General features: G+C 36.3%; 18 protein-coding genes. 7 read left to right on the top strand and 11 right to left on the bottom strand.

The window, feature by feature from the left end; all coding sequences use genetic code 11:
- The 10 genes from HH_RS05955 to HH_RS05910 all read right to left on the bottom strand — a co-directional run bounded on the left by HH_RS05955 (position 1) and on the right by HH_RS05910 (position 8481).
- Positions 1 to 1173, bottom strand: coding sequence for a DUF4136 domain-containing protein (locus HH_RS05955; RefSeq protein ID WP_011116071.1), 1173 nt, complete (start codon positions 1171 to 1173; stop codon positions 1 to 3).
- A 252-nt stretch (positions 1174 to 1425) separates the two neighbouring features.
- Positions 1426 to 1881: a hypothetical protein gene (locus HH_RS05950; RefSeq protein WP_050720610.1), complete on the bottom strand. Its 456-nt coding sequence runs from the start codon at positions 1879 to 1881 to the stop codon at positions 1426 to 1428.
- Positions 1882 to 2024: 143 nt separating this feature from the next.
- Positions 2025 to 2441 carry a Holliday junction resolvase RuvX gene (ruvX, locus tag HH_RS05945; protein WP_011116069.1) on the bottom strand — a complete coding sequence of 139 codons (417 nt, stop codon included), beginning with the start codon at positions 2439 to 2441 and terminating at the stop codon, positions 2025 to 2027.
- Entirely contained in the window at positions 2441 to 2782 is a 342-nt protein-coding gene (locus HH_RS05940; RefSeq protein ID WP_011116068.1) for a hypothetical protein, read from the bottom strand. Before HH_RS05940 ends, ruvX begins: the two co-directional genes overlap by 1 nt.
- A 59-nt stretch (positions 2783 to 2841) precedes the next feature.
- Complete coding sequence (locus HH_RS05935) at positions 2842 to 3633, bottom strand: DNA-processing protein DprA (RefSeq protein ID WP_011116067.1); 792 nt, start codon at positions 3631 to 3633, stop codon at positions 2842 to 2844.
- A gap of 9 nt (positions 3634 to 3642) precedes the next feature.
- Positions 3643 to 4641 (bottom strand): divergent polysaccharide deacetylase family protein, encoded by a 999-nt coding sequence (locus tag HH_RS05930; RefSeq protein WP_226989478.1) that lies wholly within the window; start codon positions 4639 to 4641, stop codon positions 3643 to 3645.
- Positions 4642 to 4878 (bottom strand): cell division topological specificity factor MinE, encoded by a 237-nt coding sequence (minE, locus tag HH_RS05925; protein ID WP_011116064.1) that lies wholly within the window; start codon positions 4876 to 4878, stop codon positions 4642 to 4644.
- Positions 4875 to 5690 (bottom strand): septum site-determining protein MinD, encoded by an 816-nt coding sequence (gene minD / locus HH_RS05920; RefSeq protein ID WP_011116063.1) that lies wholly within the window; start codon positions 5688 to 5690, stop codon positions 4875 to 4877. The genes minE and minD overlap by 4 nt, the downstream gene beginning before the upstream one ends.
- Positions 5691 to 5748: 58 nt before the next feature.
- Positions 5749 to 7263: an SEL1-like repeat protein gene (locus tag HH_RS05915; RefSeq protein WP_148141021.1), complete on the bottom strand. Its 1515-nt coding sequence runs from the start codon at positions 7261 to 7263 to the stop codon at positions 5749 to 5751.
- Between the two features lie 3 nt (positions 7264 to 7266).
- Entirely contained in the window at positions 7267 to 8481 is a 1215-nt protein-coding gene (locus tag HH_RS05910; protein WP_011116061.1) for an argininosuccinate synthase, read from the bottom strand.
- A gap of 122 nt (positions 8482 to 8603) precedes the next feature.
- Between HH_RS05910 and HH_RS05905 the strand changes: the two genes are divergently transcribed.
- Entirely contained in the window at positions 8604 to 9698 is a 1095-nt protein-coding gene (locus HH_RS05905; protein WP_011116060.1) for a cation diffusion facilitator family transporter, read from the top strand.
- 3 nt (positions 9699 to 9701) lie between these two features.
- On the opposite strand, the gene HH_RS05900 is transcribed toward HH_RS05905, so the two are convergent.
- Positions 9702 to 10676 carry a catalase family peroxidase gene (locus HH_RS05900; protein WP_011116059.1) on the bottom strand — a complete coding sequence of 325 codons (975 nt, stop codon included), beginning with the start codon at positions 10674 to 10676 and terminating at the stop codon, positions 9702 to 9704.
- A gap of 133 nt (positions 10677 to 10809) precedes the next feature.
- Between HH_RS05900 and cutA the strand changes: the two genes are divergently transcribed.
- From cutA to HH_RS05870, 6 genes are all read left to right on the top strand, one after another.
- Positions 10810 to 11136: a divalent-cation tolerance protein CutA gene (cutA, locus tag HH_RS05895; RefSeq protein ID WP_011116058.1), complete on the top strand. Its 327-nt coding sequence runs from the start codon at positions 10810 to 10812 to the stop codon at positions 11134 to 11136.
- 108 nt (positions 11137 to 11244) lie between these two features.
- Complete coding sequence (locus HH_RS05890) at positions 11245 to 11466, top strand: hypothetical protein (protein ID WP_034325398.1); 222 nt, start codon at positions 11245 to 11247, stop codon at positions 11464 to 11466.
- A gap of 177 nt (positions 11467 to 11643) precedes the next feature.
- Positions 11644 to 11907: a hypothetical protein gene (locus tag HH_RS05885; RefSeq protein WP_011116056.1), complete on the top strand. Its 264-nt coding sequence runs from the start codon at positions 11644 to 11646 to the stop codon at positions 11905 to 11907.
- Between the two features lie 340 nt (positions 11908 to 12247).
- A complete protein-coding gene (locus HH_RS05880; protein ID WP_011116055.1) occupies positions 12248 to 13693 on the top strand; it encodes an LLM class flavin-dependent oxidoreductase in 1446 nt (481 codons plus the stop codon).
- Positions 13683 to 14690 (top strand): ATP-grasp domain-containing protein, encoded by a 1008-nt coding sequence (locus HH_RS05875; RefSeq protein WP_011116054.1) that lies wholly within the window; start codon positions 13683 to 13685, stop codon positions 14688 to 14690. The genes HH_RS05880 and HH_RS05875 overlap by 11 nt, the downstream gene beginning before the upstream one ends.
- Before the next feature lie 21 nt (positions 14691 to 14711).
- Positions 14712 to 15734 carry an LLM class flavin-dependent oxidoreductase gene (locus HH_RS05870; RefSeq protein ID WP_034325401.1) on the top strand — a complete coding sequence of 341 codons (1023 nt, stop codon included), beginning with the start codon at positions 14712 to 14714 and terminating at the stop codon, positions 15732 to 15734.
- Positions 15735 to 15762 lie beyond the last annotated feature (28 nt).

Raw genomic sequence — 15762 nt, 5'->3', positions numbered from 1 at the left:
CTACCATAAGTATATAGGATAAGAAATACCTATGCTAAAAGAAAATTGATTCTTTATATAATATTTGCCCGAAAGAGGAATGCTCGTAGCCACTTCTACGCTAAATAACAAATCCGTATCCACACCCCCACCAATTAAAGCCAATCTTATGGGCATATAAAGCGCATTTATATCTTTTGTTATACCTGGATAATTATTAATGGGAAATGTAAGGCTTGAATTGATGTCCTTGCTTAATCCAATACCCAAAAGGAAGCTTTTTGTCATACCTAAAACAGCCTCTATGCCAATCTGCTCACTTTTAAGCATTGCAGTATTTACGCTACTATAATGAGTTTGATTAGAGCTATGGGTATTCCTTGTAGTCTCAATATCCATTCCATTTGAAAAATTTTTTGTATAAACTATGTTTGCTCCTATTATATATTGCTTAGGGAGTTTCCTTAAATATCCCACACGAATATTAAGAGGTATATTTAAGCTATTATCAACACTTGTTATATCATCATAATACCCATACAAGGACAGAGAAATCCTATCATTCATTTTACCTTGTAGCAAGCCTATGCCAACATCAGAGCCAATTAAAATCATATTTTTTGCTCGTTCTTTTTGGAGGAACTTCCTCACATTTTGATTGCCCCCTATACTCAAAGAACCATCATAAGCCTCATAATTATCTACAGCAAGCACTACAAGATTATCAATCATTTTTTCTTTATTTGCATTGTATTCATCTAATGTAGCACTGGCAAAGCCCTCCCAAATATGCTCTAAAGTATTATTTGCGTCCAAACAAGCAAAATCTAAATAAATATTTTTATATTTTGTATTATAAGTATAATATATTATTTGTGGTGTGGGAATGCTTGAGGTATAGCCCCCATACGAATTATGAATAGTGTATGAACCTACATTTTTATAGGTAGGCTCTTGCAAACTAAATGTAAAACCACATTTCGCACTTTCAGATAGTTTAAAGCCATTATTCTTTAGTGTATGTGATAAAAGTTTAGCAAAATTCTTATCCTCCATATTAGACTTTGTTGGTTCCAAGATAAAGACAGATTCTTGCTCATCAATGTGGTAATATCTATTTTGTTGCGTTTTGTAATATGCCGTAGTGCTACACCCACTTAGCAAAAAAATTACAAAAATAATGAGAACTTTCATAGTTCTCCCCCAAAAGTTCAAGTATATTTTACAATCTTACTTAAACTTTGCTTAAATATCATCATTATCGCTTTCTTTTTGTTTTCTATTTTTTATCCTTTTGCAAAAACCTCTAGTTCATCTAGTTCCAGCAATTTTCCTTTATCTACATCTAGTTGCTCAATACTTTTTCTAATTGCTCAAATTTTTGCTTCTTCTGCGGAGATACTTTAAAATTTTTCCCTCCTCACCTCAACCCTTTTATCCTTTGTCTCACACACCAAAGAGGAGCAGTTGATTATTGATTTTTTCAAAATTATCTTTTTTAATACCTTTATACACAAGAAAAAAATCTACGATAATCCAAAGAACAATAGGAATAAGAAATATGAAAAAAACTTCTCCTTGTTGAAACACAAAAACCGCTATCCCTCCACAAACAAAGAGTATAGGAACACCAAATAGTTTTAAAATCCCAAGCCAAATATCACCTTTATAGAATCTATCCATCCCTATTACAATCCAAACTAGACATAATCCCAAAACAACTCCAACTGCAGGGGTTTTAAGTTGTATAAAGTTAAGTAATGCAATTTGATTATCATCTTGTAAATTTGCTAATCTCTCTTGCAAAGATAACAAGGTATCTTCTGGAACCTTACCTTGCCATTTTGCAATTAACATTTGTGTAGATTCTTGAATTTGCATTGCATTATCTCTTTCTTGCATATTTTTTGATTTTTTGCAGTAAAAGGAGAATTATACCCCCCCCCCCCACTTAAAATTTACTTAAATAAAAGGTTTTATGCGCTTTTTACAAAATAAAAAATAAATAAAATCAATACAGATACTCGTATTTATAAGGATTTTGCTTAGGATTTTTGCGATTGTATATATCGTTGCAAGATTTCACACGCACTTAGAGAATCTATGCGCCCATCTTTTTGGGCTCTGGCACGATTTTGCCTTTTCATATAAGAGAGAGATTGCAAAGCATTAAAGCTTGTATAGTCCTCATTGACAAAGCAAATCTCACCCTCAAAACTAAGAAGGGAGATAAAATGAGAGATGCGCTTTTGCGTATCACTATGCTCTGCTTCCCCGCCGCTTGGCATTCCCACGACAAGTATGTGTATGTTGCGCTCTTTGAGAACATTATCAAGCTCTTTTGCAGCTTGATTACGATTAATACGGATAATAGGAGGGAGAGGGAGGATAATTTCTTGCTTGAGTGTGGCTAAGCCGATACGCTTAAGTCCCACATCACACGCAAGAATGCAATGATTCATTATTCGCTTTTTTTAGAAGTATCAGCTTTGTATGCTTTAATAACAGCAAGGATATTAAGCACTGCAAAGACAGCCTCAATGATAGGTATAAGCACAAACCAACCTAAAAATGGAATAAATGCACAAATAAGTAAAAGTAAAGCTTGGAATAGTGCAATGCCACAAGCCTTATTGATATTTTGTTTTGCAAAGTCTTTACGCACAATGTATGTGCCAAGCAAAGGTATAAAAGTAGCAAAAAATGCAAAAATATAAGCAATCAAAGACGCATTTTGTTCAAATGCAACATCAAGTTTTTTAGCATTTTGTTCAAATTGTTTTTGTAAATCTAAATCAGTCATAAGTTTCCTTTGAAATAAAATTAAAGTTGTGATTGTGGCATTCTTTAGTAAATATTCATTTATGGCACGCGGACGAAGCTAGATTCTCTTATAATTTTTCCCTCAAATTCATATTCATATATCTTCGCACCAAAACGCTCATAAGCCTCCTCAAAACTTGGGTTATTTGCACAAAAAAGCAAAACCTCATCATCTTCGCGAATCTTTGTGCCAAAAGTAGATTCTATAAAGGCATTCACATCATAAATAGCCTGTGCCTCTCCTGTAGAAAGTAAAGCATTTGTGCCCTCACTCTCACCTATACGATGAGGCAAAACAAAAATAGGCTTACCCAGCTCTAAAGCAATACGTGCACTTTGCATTGAACCACTTTGTTTGTCAGCTTGAGGGATAATTACCTTATCACTTAAAGCAATTACAAGACGATTTCGCTCCAAAAAACTATACTTATGAGGCATATATTCCTTTTCATACTCACTTAAAACAAGACATTCTTTCATCATTTTTTGAATCATCTCCGCATTGCTCTTAGGGTAAAGTATCTCTAAACTCGCGGGAGAAAACATAATCGTGCGTGGATAGGCGTGTGTATGAGCGATAATATCTACTCCCAAAGCGCCACCGCTTATGACTACACCATTATTTTGTGCGATTTTACTCGCAAGTGTAGCGACAAAGGATTTTGTATAAGGATTAGGTTTACGTGTACCAACAATAGCAATTTTATGCTCACAATCAAGCAAAGTGGAGATTACCTCATTTTTTCCACAATAAAAAAGCTTTTTTGGTGGATTTGGCAGTATTTCAAAGGCTTTTGGCAAACTTCTAAGGGATAAAATATCAGCAATCATTGTGTAACTTTATGGCGTAAATGGCGAGCGAACATACTGATTGGTATGCGCGGAAAGATAAGATTCTAGCTCTTGGGGTGAAATAAGCTCTAAGGTAGAATTAATCTCATCTCTCATTTGGGCTAATGCTCTAAAAGTGGTAGAGTGAGGGTGGCAAATAGCAATTGCATAGCCCTTTTTTTGTGCCTTTTTAATCAAAGATTTAAGTTGAGCTTTAGTATAGGCGACATCACTTTGATTATCTAAAAAAATATCACGTGCCATAATAAGCCGCTTTTGTTCTCTAGCGATACTTTCGCTTGCAGGGTATGAAGTCGTAACGCTATCAATAAACTTCAATCCCAGCTCATCAAACACACTTAGAAGATTAGTCATATCAGCTTTGCTTTGGGTGAATTTACTCCCTGTATGGTTATTGAGATATACAAGCTGAGGAAAATCATTTTTAATCGCCAAAATATCTTGCTTGATAGATTCTCTACTTGCACCCACTTTTATAGGCTCTAGCTCTTTTTGTATAAAATGCTGTGCTTCAAGGGGAAGATGAATCATAAAACTTTTACCATTTTTAAGCACGAGTTCCGCAAGATGTGGCGTAGAGGGATTATGTTTTGTCTTTGGAAAAATAGAGGGTGTTATATTAAGCTTGAGATACTCTAAATGTTTAATTTGTGCAAGCGTAGAAAGGTCATCCATAATAAGAAGCACTTTTGGCTTCGCAGCACTTTGAGGCATAGAGGGTGTATTTAAAAATTGAGAATCTTGTTGTTTTAGAGGTGGAATATCTAAAGAATGCGCTTTAGAATCAAGATTGATAAAATTATCTGAATGAAGTTGCGAAAATGCTTTATTAAAGCCCTGTATAATAGGGTGTTGCATTGAGACGTGCTGCTGCGTGCTTTGTGTAGATGCTGATTTATCTTGTAGCGAAGTGATAATAGAATCTGCCCACACATTTATATGGTATATACATATAAAACCACAAAAAATAAAAATACGTGTTATCACTTAGTTTCCTAATGTGATTTCTACCTCAAGGGTGTTAATATTTTGATTACTATTAGTGCTAAATTCAATCTTGCTTGAACGCGTATATTTTTGCACAACTTGGAGAATCTCCTTTTGCATATCTTCAAGATAGGGTATATTCGCTGTCCTCTCGTGCGATAAAACCAACTTAAGACGCTCTCTTGCTAAAGTAGCACTTTTTTGTGAGCTATGTCCAAACATACCAAGAAGACTCATTTAAAAATCCTTTTAAGCGTGCCCATAACACCCTCACTTTCCAAAGAAACAAAAGGCACTTCTTGTCCTAAGATTCTCTTAGCAATCCGCACATAAGCTTTTGCACTTGGTGCTTGAGTGTAAATCACAGGTTCGCCCGAATTTGTTGCACTCACAATTTTACTATCCTCTGGGATAAGCCCAATAAGAGGCAAAGCAAGTATGCCTAGCACATCATCGGTTGAAAGCATTTCGCCCTTTTTTACAAGTTCTGGCTTAATACGATTGATGATGATATGTTTTTGGACTTCTTCATTTTGTTGTGCTTTGTGGCTCTTTGCATCAATAATACCAATCACCCTATCGCTATCTCGCACCGAACTCACTTCCGACGTAACAACAATAAGTGCTCTATCTGCCCATAATATTGCGTGTTCAAACCCACTCTCAATCCCCGCTGGAGAATCTATAAGAATATAGTCAAAATTTTCTCGCAAAGATGCAATGAGTTTACCCACTTTATCCTTATCAAGGATTGTTTTATCCTTTGTCTGTGAAGCAGGAAGAAAGTAAAGATTTTTTGTTTTTTTATGATTGATGAGGGCTTGTGAGAGATTGCATTTACCTTCCATTACATCAATGACATCATATACAATGCGATTTTCTAGCCCAAGGAGCATATCAAGGTTACGCAAACCAATATCAAAATCTATCGCTACAACTTTCTTCCCGCTAGATTCTAGCTCCATAGCTAAACCCACAGCAAGATTTGCTGTTGCGGTAGATTTGCCCACACCGCCTTTACCTGAAGTAATCGTAATAACTTGTGCCATATCTGCTCCCATTTATCAATTAAAATATCATTATATAATGCTAAAGTTTAGTATGCGCTTATTTGAGCTTTTGTTGCAAGCTATTAAACATTGAACAAGCATTATCTAATCCACCCTTACAAGCTTTTTGATAATATTTCAATGCTAATTCATTATTACTACTCACACTTCCAAAGCCGTGCTCATATATGCTAGCAGCACCTGAACACGCTACATTAATAATGATTTTTGTATGCTCCTCACATCTGTAAATATTTGCCTTTTCTTCGCTCAAAGCACTCACGGCTTTGCAATTTCTTTTCACATCACTTTCACAAGCAAATAATGTATGCTCTAAGGCTTTGTTTGCATCTTTAGTTGTTCCACCTAAGCCCTGCATTTCCCATAATCCTAATTGATAACAACTATTTGCATCTTTTAGCTCACAGCCTTTTTCTAAAAGGATTCTCGCTTGTGTGTGATTCTTATTTGCTCCACCAAAGCCGTGATAATAGTAAGATGAAAGCCTCTCACAAGCAGTGCCTAAACCATCTTCACAATCACTCTTATACATTAAGCCATACCTATCAAGATTCTCATTTTCACTATATTGCTCTAAAGCCTTTAGATTCTCACAACCTGCCTTAAATCCATAATCACACGACAAAGTGGCGTATTTTTTAGCAAGGGGGATATTTTGTGCCACACCCTGCGCGTGTTCATATATAATGGAAAGATTATAGCAACCTCCACCATCTTTATTATCACAGGCTTTTTGATAATATTTTTTTGCATTACTCAAATCTTTTTTTTCAAATTTATAACTCGCACCTAACGCCCGACAGCCAAAAGGAGAATCTAGCTCACACGCCTTAAGTGCGTAAGAATGCAAGAGTGGCTTTTTGTTTTGCGGAATGCTCTCAAAAATACCGAGCCAAATCTCACTTATTGCGACTTCACACGCTGCTTTTTGCTCTTTTAAAGGTAAAGAAGCAGCAAGACATTTTTTGCCATAAAGAGATTCTCGTTCAAGAGGAAGCGGCTCTTTACTTGCCTTTTTAATATGCTCAATATAGTCCCACTCCACCAAACCGCTCTCTAGATTCACAATACTAAAAATAAAATGATAAGACACAATATGCAAACTGCCCTGCTTTGTTGTATCATTTGTAATCCGCGCACTTAAGGAATATTTAGGAGCAATCAATGTGCCTTTAGGGATAATGTCGGCAAACTCCTCATTGTTACGCATTGCACGAATCTTATCAAGGCTCGGGTCAGCATTAAAAGCATTTCCAGCAATCGCTGCAGTAAGTGTGATTTTTTGTGAGCTTACCGTGTCCGTGATAATCTTCCGCGCCAAAAGCCCAATGTCAATATCAAAATCACTCAAATTATTAAAATCTGAAATCATTAGAACTTTTTTGTTTTTAGAATCTTTTATAAATGAAGATTCTAATAAATCCGCTCCTGCTAGAGAGGTGATTTGAGAAATATCATCAAAGTTGAGCACAAATGGACTATTTTTATTAGGCTCGGCATAAATATATGTGCAAAATAAAGATACTAAGATACAAAATCTTAACCCCATCATCACTTATTTGTCCCTATTTGCCTTTCCTGCGATGATAAAGCGTAAAGCATTAAGTTTAATAAACCCTGCGGCATCTTTTTGATTATATACAGAATCTTCCTCAAAAGTGCTATATGCTGCATTAAATAAAGAATTTTTAGATTCTCGCCCTATAACAATGACATTCCCTTTATAGAGCTTAAGGCGCACTACTCCACTTACTTTTTGCTGTGTCTTATCAATAAGTGCTTGTAATGCCTCGCGCTCTGGGCTAAACCAATAGCCATTATAAATGAGCTCTGCATACTTTGGCATTATAGAATCTTTTAAATGTGCCTCTTCCCTATCAAGACACAAAGATTCTATCGCACGATGAGCTTTTAAATATATTGTGCCTCCGGGTGTTTCATAACACCCACGAGATTTCATACCCACATAGCGATTTTCTACCAAATCAAGCCGCCCAATGCCGTGCTTTCCGCCTAGCTCATTGAGATTTACCCAAAAATTCGCAGGACTTAGCTTTTCTCCATTTATCGCCACGCCATCGCCATTTTGAAACTCAATGCTAATAGATTCTGGCTTATCTGGCGCATTAAGTGGTGAAACACTCCATCGCCACATATCCTCTTCTGGTTCTACATTTGGGTCTTCTAGAATCTGTCCCTCATAGCTAATATGCAATAAGTTTGCGTCCATTGAATAAGGCGATTTATTTTGCTTTTTTTCAATAGCAATCCCTGCAGATTCTGCATAGGCTAAGAGTTTTTCACGACTATTCAAATCCCATTCACGCCAAGGCGCAATGACTTTAATATCTGGATTAAGCGCGTAGGCTCCGAGCTCAAATCGCACTTGGTCATTTCCCTTTCCTGTCGCTCCGTGTGCTATGGCATCAGCCCCAACACTTTTAGCAATCTCAACAAGTCTTTTTGCAATAAGAGGGCGTGCAATGCTTGTGCCAAGCAAATATTCTCCCTCATAAATTGTATTTGCACGAAACATAGGAAAGACAAAATCTTTGATAAACTCCTCTCTTAAATCTTCAATAAAAATATTTTCACTTTTTATACCAAGCTTTAAAGCCTTTTCTCGTGCAGGCTCAACCTCTTCACCCTGTCCAATATCAGCTGTAAAGGTTACCACCTCACAATGATAATTATCTCCGAGCCATTTTAAAATCACACTCGTATCAAGTCCGCCACTATATGCCAAAACAACCTTTTTAATCGCTGCCATAATCTACTCCATATTTTTATAGAATCTAAAGTGCATATTCTATACTAAAGATACTATATATGCAATATTTTGTTATGATTGTATTTTTCAATCACTATGAGCAAAGGTAGGTTATCGCACAAATGCCACATAATAAAGATTCACATAATATTAATTATGGCACAAGTGTGCGCAATCATAAACCACGTTTTACTCCAAAGGTTGCACAATCCTTGCACCAAAGCGAATCCGTCTCGCACTCGTTTTTTAAAAATCTTAAAGATTCACTACAAGATGCCTTAAAAGCCGCTCAAAAAGAACAATTCGTGCTTAAAACCTCAATGTATAGTGCATTAGCTCTAGCCATTTTTGGCATTAGCTTTGGGATTTTAGTCAAATCTATGGCAGTTATTTTTGATGGCTTTGTAGCACTTATTAGCGTAGGTTTAGGTGCGCTTAGCGTAGTAACTTCGCGCTATATCTACAAAGAAGATGATGATATTTTCCAATATGGATATGTGCGTTTTGAGCCAATGGTTAATCTCTTTAAATCTCTTGTGCTTGTTTTTATTTGTATATATGCCTTTATCAATGCCCTGCAGAGTATTATTAATGGTGGTTATGAAGTAGAACTTGGCGGTGCAGCGATATATAGTGCGTGTGCATTTGTATTTTGTGCGGCTTTGTTTATTTATACTTCGCTGTATGCAAAGGTGTTAGAATCTGATTTAATTAAAGTAGATAATACAGAATGGAAAATTGATTGTGTGCTGTATTTGGGCGCATTGTTGGCTTTTGGTGTAATTTATATGTTGCCTTATTTTAGTGAGATTGTTGGTAAAAACGCCTTTGCAGATTCTATAAATACTCTTTCACGCTATATTGACCCATTGCTTTTAGCAGTGCTTTCATTGCTCCTTTGCATCTCACCCATTCGCATAGCACTGAGCAATTTTAAAGATTTGATTATGGTAGCTCCACCTGAAATTGATGAAAAAATCACGCAGATTATGGAAGATTTGAGCAATGAATTTGGTTTTAGCGACTATGACACCCATACAGCAAAATCAGGGCGATTTTATATGGTAGAAGTCAATATTCTCACACACGAAAATTTCAAGCCCACAACGATGAAAGAATTTGATTCTATTCGCGAACGTATTGAAAAAGCCCTTGAGATTCCAAGCTATAAAATATGGCTCTCTGTGAGCTTTACTGCAAATCCCAAGTGGTTATAGAATCTATTGTCTTCTACTAAAAGTAAGTGCATAAGTGGCATTTCGCGTATCAAATAGCGGGTCTTTTGGAGGTTGCACTCCTGCGGGTAAATCTGATGGGAAATACACTTCTGCATTGCATTTTGTGCCGTTATATTTTTGCACTTTGAGTGTGCCAACTAATGTTTCTTTATGTGCTCCCTTCCAAAGTGCTGTTGTATCATTTGTAACATCTTGCTTATTAGGATAGATGAGATACATATCATATTCCATTGGTTTATTTTTTGTATAGGACTTAAAGGAAGAAAGCAAAAAATCTTTATCTAACTTTGAAAGTTCTTGCTCACTTAAATATTTTATCCCATCTTTTGGGACAAATTTCCACCGCGCCGCAATATTGGCTTTTTTGTGTGGTGCTTGAAAATAAAAGGTATGGATACTATAAAAGCCTGTATGCTCTAGGCTTGATATACCTATATTCTTCATATATGCCTCAAAATTCCTATAAGAGCTTACTTTTTGCGTAAGTCTTTTGATTTTCTCTGTATCGGGCTTTCCATTTTCTTGAGGGATTCTCATCTCAAAAAATTGCCCAAACTCTTGAGGATTCTTAGCAAAATTAATTTCGGTATTGAGCATTACCATTGTCCAAGTGTCCTTATCTCCTTGAAATTTGAGCGCCATTCCTCTAGGCTTACTTCTATCATCTTGTTGAGCTCCACCTAATGAATAACGAATCTCTACAGGAATTGATTGTTGGGAGAGTAAAGGAACATCAATACTAGAAATAATACCTTTATGTGGGATAAACTCGCCACTTGCACAAAAACCTTTTGTATGGTTGATTTTTTGTTTAGGCTTTATCGCATTACCATTCAAGCGGTAAAAGACATCTGCTATACTCTGTGAATCATAAGTTTTTCTCTCATCATTTGCAAAAGCAATATTGCCCAAAACACAGCACATAAGGACTAAACCCAAATTTTTCTTTGTCAGCATAAAAACTCCTTCGTTCAACATAAAACCAAAGTATAACGATTAATTATAATAAAGCAAAACCTTGTCCAAATATGAGCTAACCTTAACTTCAATGAGAATATAATTTCTTCAATCTCAACTCTAAGGAGCATTTATGCTTATTATTTACACAACTACTTCAAGCAAAAAGGAAGCCAAACGCCTTACGCAGCTATTTTTACAATCTCGCCTCATTGCGTGTGTCCAACGCCACAAAATAAAAAGCAGCTATGTATGGCAGAAAAAAGGTAAGGATACAATTTGCAAAGAAAGCGAATATCTGCTTATTCTTAAAACGTTGCCTGTGCATTATAAAGAAATTGAAAAACTCCTCCTTACTCATCACAGCTATGAAATTCCTCAAATCATTGCTTTTGAGGCAAAAGCACAACCCTCTTATGAAAATTGGCTTACTCTTACACTCCAAAAGCCGAGTGCATAGCTAAAATATTATATTTGATAATAAATTTTCTTGTTGCTATTTGTTTTCTTTACGCTTATAGAATGAGTGCGTAGGCTATCCTACTAATTTTAATATAAAGGATCTATTATGAAAAAATTATTCATTATAGCAATGGGAATCATCTTTAGTGCCTCTATGGCAAGTGCGTTTGATGTCAAAGGAGAAACTTATGGTGCAGCTTCTGATATTGCAAATGGCAAAAGCGCAAAACAAGTAGCTTCTACTAAGAAAAAAGAAGTAAAATCTGCAACAACTAAAGAACTAGAGAAAAAGAAAAAAGATGCAATGATGAAACAAATGCAAAAATAAAACTCTATGGCTCTTGGCAGAATCATAAAGATTCTGCCAACAAACTCTCTCCTATCACTTTTCCCCATTTTAAAACAATTTCAAATTTTAAGTGTATTTACCAATCGTTTTTTTTTTTTTTTGTCAAATTGCCTTTCGTGGTTTATCACTACAATTTTCACATTACAAGGAGATATTATGAAAAAATTATTCATAATAGCAATGGGAATCATCTTTAGTGCCTCTATGGCAAGTGCGTTTGATGTCAAAGGAAATGCTCTTGGAGCAGCTTCTGACCTCTCAAGCGGAAAAAGTGCAAAAGATATAGCCGAAGCGAAGAAAAAAGAAGCAGTAGATGCAGCAAAAGCTGAAGCTGAAAAAAAGAAAAAAGAGGCTATAGATAAAGCTGATTCTAAAACAGGTGGAGCAGCAAGTGCGGTAGGAGGATTCCTTAAAAAGTAATCTTCTTAGATTAAAGATTAAGTATCTCTCTATTCTTCGCGTGTAATAAAGTCTGTGGGTAGGCTTTATTACACTACATTCTTATGACAAACATACAATCTCCTTATCGTTTCTTTTAACAAATTTTTTATGAGTTATATTCAGGCACAATTAAGAAAGTGATAGTTGAATTTGCTTTTAGCCTATGCTGTAGATTCTTATTTTATCTTAAAATATGAGTAAAAAAGTAGCATTAATTTACAAATTTTTATAATTACATATTGTATTTTCAAAAAAATGTGAGTATGATACGTTTTATAGTTTAACCAAACTTAACAAAATGTAAAAAATGGAGGCATCAATGAAAGAAGCAAAACCTATTCATTTTAATGTTTTTGAGATGAATTGTATTTCTCATCTTAGTCCGGGATTATGGCGCTATCCCAAAGACCAAGCACTGCAATACAAAGATATTGAGTATTGGCAAAATATTGCAAAAGTGGCAGAAAAAGGGCTTTTTGATGCTATCTTCATCGCTGATGTGATAGGTGTATATGATATTTATAGAGGTAATGATTTAGGTGCGCTCAAAACTGCTTTACAAGTGCCGGTTAATGACCCTACACAACTTGCTGTAATTGGCGCAGCAGTTACTCAACATTTAGGTTTTGGAGTAACTGCAGGTGTACCTTTTGAGCACCCTTTTCCTTTTGCAAGAAGGTTAAGCACTTTGGACCATCTCACTAAAGGACGCGTGGGGTGGAACATCGTTACAGGTTATCTCCCAAGCGCCAATAAAAATATGGGTGAGAGTGAATTACCTCACGATGAGCGCTATAACATAGCTGATGAATATATGGAAGTCATTTATAAACTACTAGAAGGGAGCTGGGAAGATGATGCGGTAATTTTAGATAAACAAAGTGGCGATTTCGCTAATCCTTCTAAGATTCACCACATAGGGCATCACGGCAAATATTTTGATGTGCCCGGAATCCATATATGCGAGCCAAGTATTCAACGCACGCCTGTGCTATTTCAAGCAGGAAATTCAGCTCGTGGAAGACAATTCGCTGCTACACACGCAGAAGCAATTTTCATTGCACCTCCCACCAAAGAATATGCTAAAATTGCAGTCAAACAAGTGCGTGATGCGCTCATTCAAGCAGGGCGAGACCCATATAGCGCAAAAATCTATATTCTTGCTACGATTATCACTGATGCAAATGAGAATCTCGCTCAAGCCAAATATAAAGACTTACTTTCTTATGCAAGTGTTGAGGGCTCACTTGTGATAAATTCAGGCTGGCTCGGTGTAGATTTGTCTAAATACAAGCTTGATGACCCTCTAAACAATATCAAATCAAATGCCATAGTTGCACAAGTAGAAGCTTTGAGCAATTCTACCATAGATGATGGGCGAGTTTGGACATTAAGAGATTTAATTGGACTTACAGGTATAGGTTGTCAAGGACCAAAATTTGTTGGAAGCCCACAAAAAGTAGCAGATATTTTGCAAGAATTTATCGCATACTCTGATGCTGATGGTTTTAATCTCGCATATGCTACTACACCGGGCACTTTTGAAGATGTTGTAGAATTTATTGTGCCTGAATTGCAAAAAAGAGGTGTATATAAGCAATCTTATACACAAGGGAGTTTGCGCCATAAGCTTTTTGGTAAAGGTGATAGACTTGGTAATGAACATATTGCTTCAAAATATAGAGTAGGTGGCGAAAAATCTACTATTAACGATTATGCAGGGACAGGGAGACCAAAATTAAGAGGAGAAGAGTATGTTATATAATTCATTACCACAAGGCATTTTTATTATTCACGAGAATCCAGAATGGATCCCACCTTTTAAAGAGGCATTTGAACGAGCAAAAGTGCCATTTCAAGAAATAATCCTTACAGAAGGTGCTATCTATCTTGACAAAGAACCGCCTAAAGGAGTATTTTGGTCACGACTTAGTGCATCTTGCCATACACGAGAACATCAATATACCAAAGAATATGGACGCGCCATTTTACAATGGTTACATTCTTACAATAGGCGCGTAATTAATGGTTCATCGGTGCTTGAATTTGAAGTGAGTAAAATCAAACAATATCTTGCGCTTAATGCAGCAGGATTCTTAACGCCAAAAACTTATGCTTGTTTTGGTAAAACAAATTTACTTGAAGTGGCAAAAACATTGCAAACACCTTTTATCTCAAAACATAATCAAGGCGGTAAAGGGCTTGGTGTGAGACTTTTTGAAAACTTTGAATCTTTTAAAGAATATGTGCATTCGGCTGCATTTGAGGAAGCGATTGATGGTATTACGCTCTTGCAAGAATATATTAAAAGCAAGGAATTTTTTATCACTCGTGCAGAATTTATTGGTGGTAAATTTCACTACGCTGTGCGCGTTGATACAAGTGCGGGTTCATTTGAACTTTGTCCAGCAGAGGCGTGCAATATTGAATCTTTACCAAAACTCGCTGGTGGAATGTGCGAGATACAAGATTCTACACCCGCTATTGCAGGAGCAATGTGCGAGACAAGCGGAGATAAATTTAGCATTAGAGAAGATATTAACGCACAAACACCACTTATTGCAAAACTTGAAACATTTTTACACGCACATAAAATTGAAGTTGCAGGCGTAGAGTTTATGGAAAACACACAAGGTGAATTAGTCGTGTATGATATTAATACAAATACTAATTATAATAAATCTGTGGAATCTAAGGCTTCTCACAGAGCAGCAGATAGAATCGTAGCCTTTCTTAATGCAGAATGGCAAAAAAATCGTTAATTTAATCTCAAGGAGGCATTTATGGAATTTGGATATTGGACACCTGTTTGGGGAAGTTGGCTTAGAAATGTTGATGATGATAGCACTCAAGGCTCGTGGGAGTATATCAAAGACTTGACACTGCGCGCTGAAGAACTCGGTTATGTGCTTACACTCGTGCCAGAGCTCTACCTTAATGATATTAAAGGTGAAAAAGCTCCTGCTCTTGATGCGTGGTCTATTGCTAATGGATTGGCAGCAATTACGAAAAAAATTGAGATTCTAGCAGCCTTGCGCCCACAATATCATCAGGTTGCTCTCACAGCAAAGCAAATTGCTACGATTTCACAAATTTGTGGTGGGCGATTTAGTATTAATATGGTGTCAGCGTGGTGGGCAGAGGAAGCGAGACAATATGGGATAAGCTTTGATGGGCACGATGATAGATACGCCCTTACACACGAATATACTGATGTTTTAAGGGGATTTTGGAGCAAAAGCCCTCTTAATCATAAAGGCAAATACTTTAGTTTTGAAAATTCATTTAATGAACCTAAACCTCCTAAAATGCCACTTGTATATGCCGGAGGAGAGAGCGAAAGAGGAAGAGAAGCCATTACGCAGTTTGCAGATAAATATTTAATGCACGGAGGCACAATAGAAGAAGTCAAAGAAAAAATTGCTGATATGAAAGGAAGAAAACAAAAGGCTGGATTAGCACCTTTTAAAGGCTTTGGAATGGCTACTTATATTATCATTAGAGACACAGAGGAAGAAGCCTTAAAAGAGCTAGAAAGAATCACAACGATTAAAAATTATGCAGATTATGAAAATTCCTATAAGAATTTCACAGGCAATTCCCAACTTGATGTAGAAGTCTCTAAATATGATTATAGCGTTTCTAATCGTGGTTTGCGCTCTAATCTTGTCGGCACAGCTAAGCAAGTAGCACAAAGAATTAAGGCGTATGAGGAAGCAGGACTTAATCTGCTTATTGTGCAATGTGCACCTATGAAAGAGGAACTTGAGCGTATTGCCAAAGAGCTTATGCCACTTGTAAAATAGATTCTTTGTTTCTTAACTTAAGCAAGGT

The sequence above is a fragment of the Helicobacter hepaticus ATCC 51449 genome (genome assembly GCF_000007905.1).
GTDB classification, from domain to species: domain Bacteria; phylum Campylobacterota; class Campylobacteria; order Campylobacterales; family Helicobacteraceae; genus Helicobacter_C; species Helicobacter_C hepaticus.
The sequence above is the reverse complement of the archived record's forward strand: the minus strand, read 5'-3'. Positions and strand labels throughout refer to the sequence as shown.

What these genes read in the sequence shown, in the direction of transcription:
- HH_RS05885 (WP_011116056.1), top strand. Translation starts at nt 11,644, where the DNA reads ATGAAAAAATTATTCATAATAGCAATGGGAATCATCTTTAGTGCCTCT.
- HH_RS05950 (WP_050720610.1), bottom strand. Translation starts at nt 1,881, where the DNA reads ATGCAAGAAAGAGATAATGCAATGCAAATTCAAGAATCTACACAAATG.
- HH_RS05935 (WP_011116067.1), bottom strand. Translation starts at nt 3,633, where the DNA reads ATGATTGCTGATATTTTATCCCTTAGAAGTTTGCCAAAAGCCTTTGAA.
- HH_RS05890 (WP_034325398.1), top strand. Translation starts at nt 11,245, where the DNA reads ATGAAAAAATTATTCATTATAGCAATGGGAATCATCTTTAGTGCCTCT.
- HH_RS05940 (WP_011116068.1), bottom strand. Translation starts at nt 2,782, where the DNA reads ATGACTGATTTAGATTTACAAAAACAATTTGAACAAAATGCTAAAAAA.
- HH_RS05905 (WP_011116060.1), top strand. Translation starts at nt 8,604, where the DNA reads ATGCCACATAATAAAGATTCACATAATATTAATTATGGCACAAGTGTG.
- HH_RS05910 (WP_011116061.1), bottom strand. Translation starts at nt 8,481, where the DNA reads ATGGCAGCGATTAAAAAGGTTGTTTTGGCATATAGTGGCGGACTTGAT.
- cutA (WP_011116058.1), top strand. Translation starts at nt 10,810, where the DNA reads ATGCTTATTATTTACACAACTACTTCAAGCAAAAAGGAAGCCAAACGC.
- minE (WP_011116064.1), bottom strand. Translation starts at nt 4,878, where the DNA reads ATGAGTCTTCTTGGTATGTTTGGACATAGCTCACAAAAAAGTGCTACT.
- ruvX (WP_011116069.1), bottom strand. Translation starts at nt 2,441, where the DNA reads ATGAATCATTGCATTCTTGCGTGTGATGTGGGACTTAAGCGTATCGGC.
- HH_RS05915 (WP_148141021.1), bottom strand. Translation starts at nt 7,263, where the DNA reads ATGATGGGGTTAAGATTTTGTATCTTAGTATCTTTATTTTGCACATAT.
- HH_RS05955 (WP_011116071.1), bottom strand. Translation starts at nt 1,173, where the DNA reads ATGAAAGTTCTCATTATTTTTGTAATTTTTTTGCTAAGTGGGTGTAGC.
- HH_RS05900 (WP_011116059.1), bottom strand. Translation starts at nt 10,676, where the DNA reads ATGCTGACAAAGAAAAATTTGGGTTTAGTCCTTATGTGCTGTGTTTTG.
- minD (WP_011116063.1), bottom strand. Translation starts at nt 5,690, where the DNA reads ATGGCACAAGTTATTACGATTACTTCAGGTAAAGGCGGTGTGGGCAAA.
- HH_RS05870 (WP_034325401.1), top strand. Translation starts at nt 14,712, where the DNA reads ATGGAATTTGGATATTGGACACCTGTTTGGGGAAGTTGGCTTAGAAAT.
- HH_RS05875 (WP_011116054.1), top strand. Translation starts at nt 13,683, where the DNA reads ATGTTATATAATTCATTACCACAAGGCATTTTTATTATTCACGAGAAT.
- HH_RS05880 (WP_011116055.1), top strand. Translation starts at nt 12,248, where the DNA reads ATGAAAGAAGCAAAACCTATTCATTTTAATGTTTTTGAGATGAATTGT.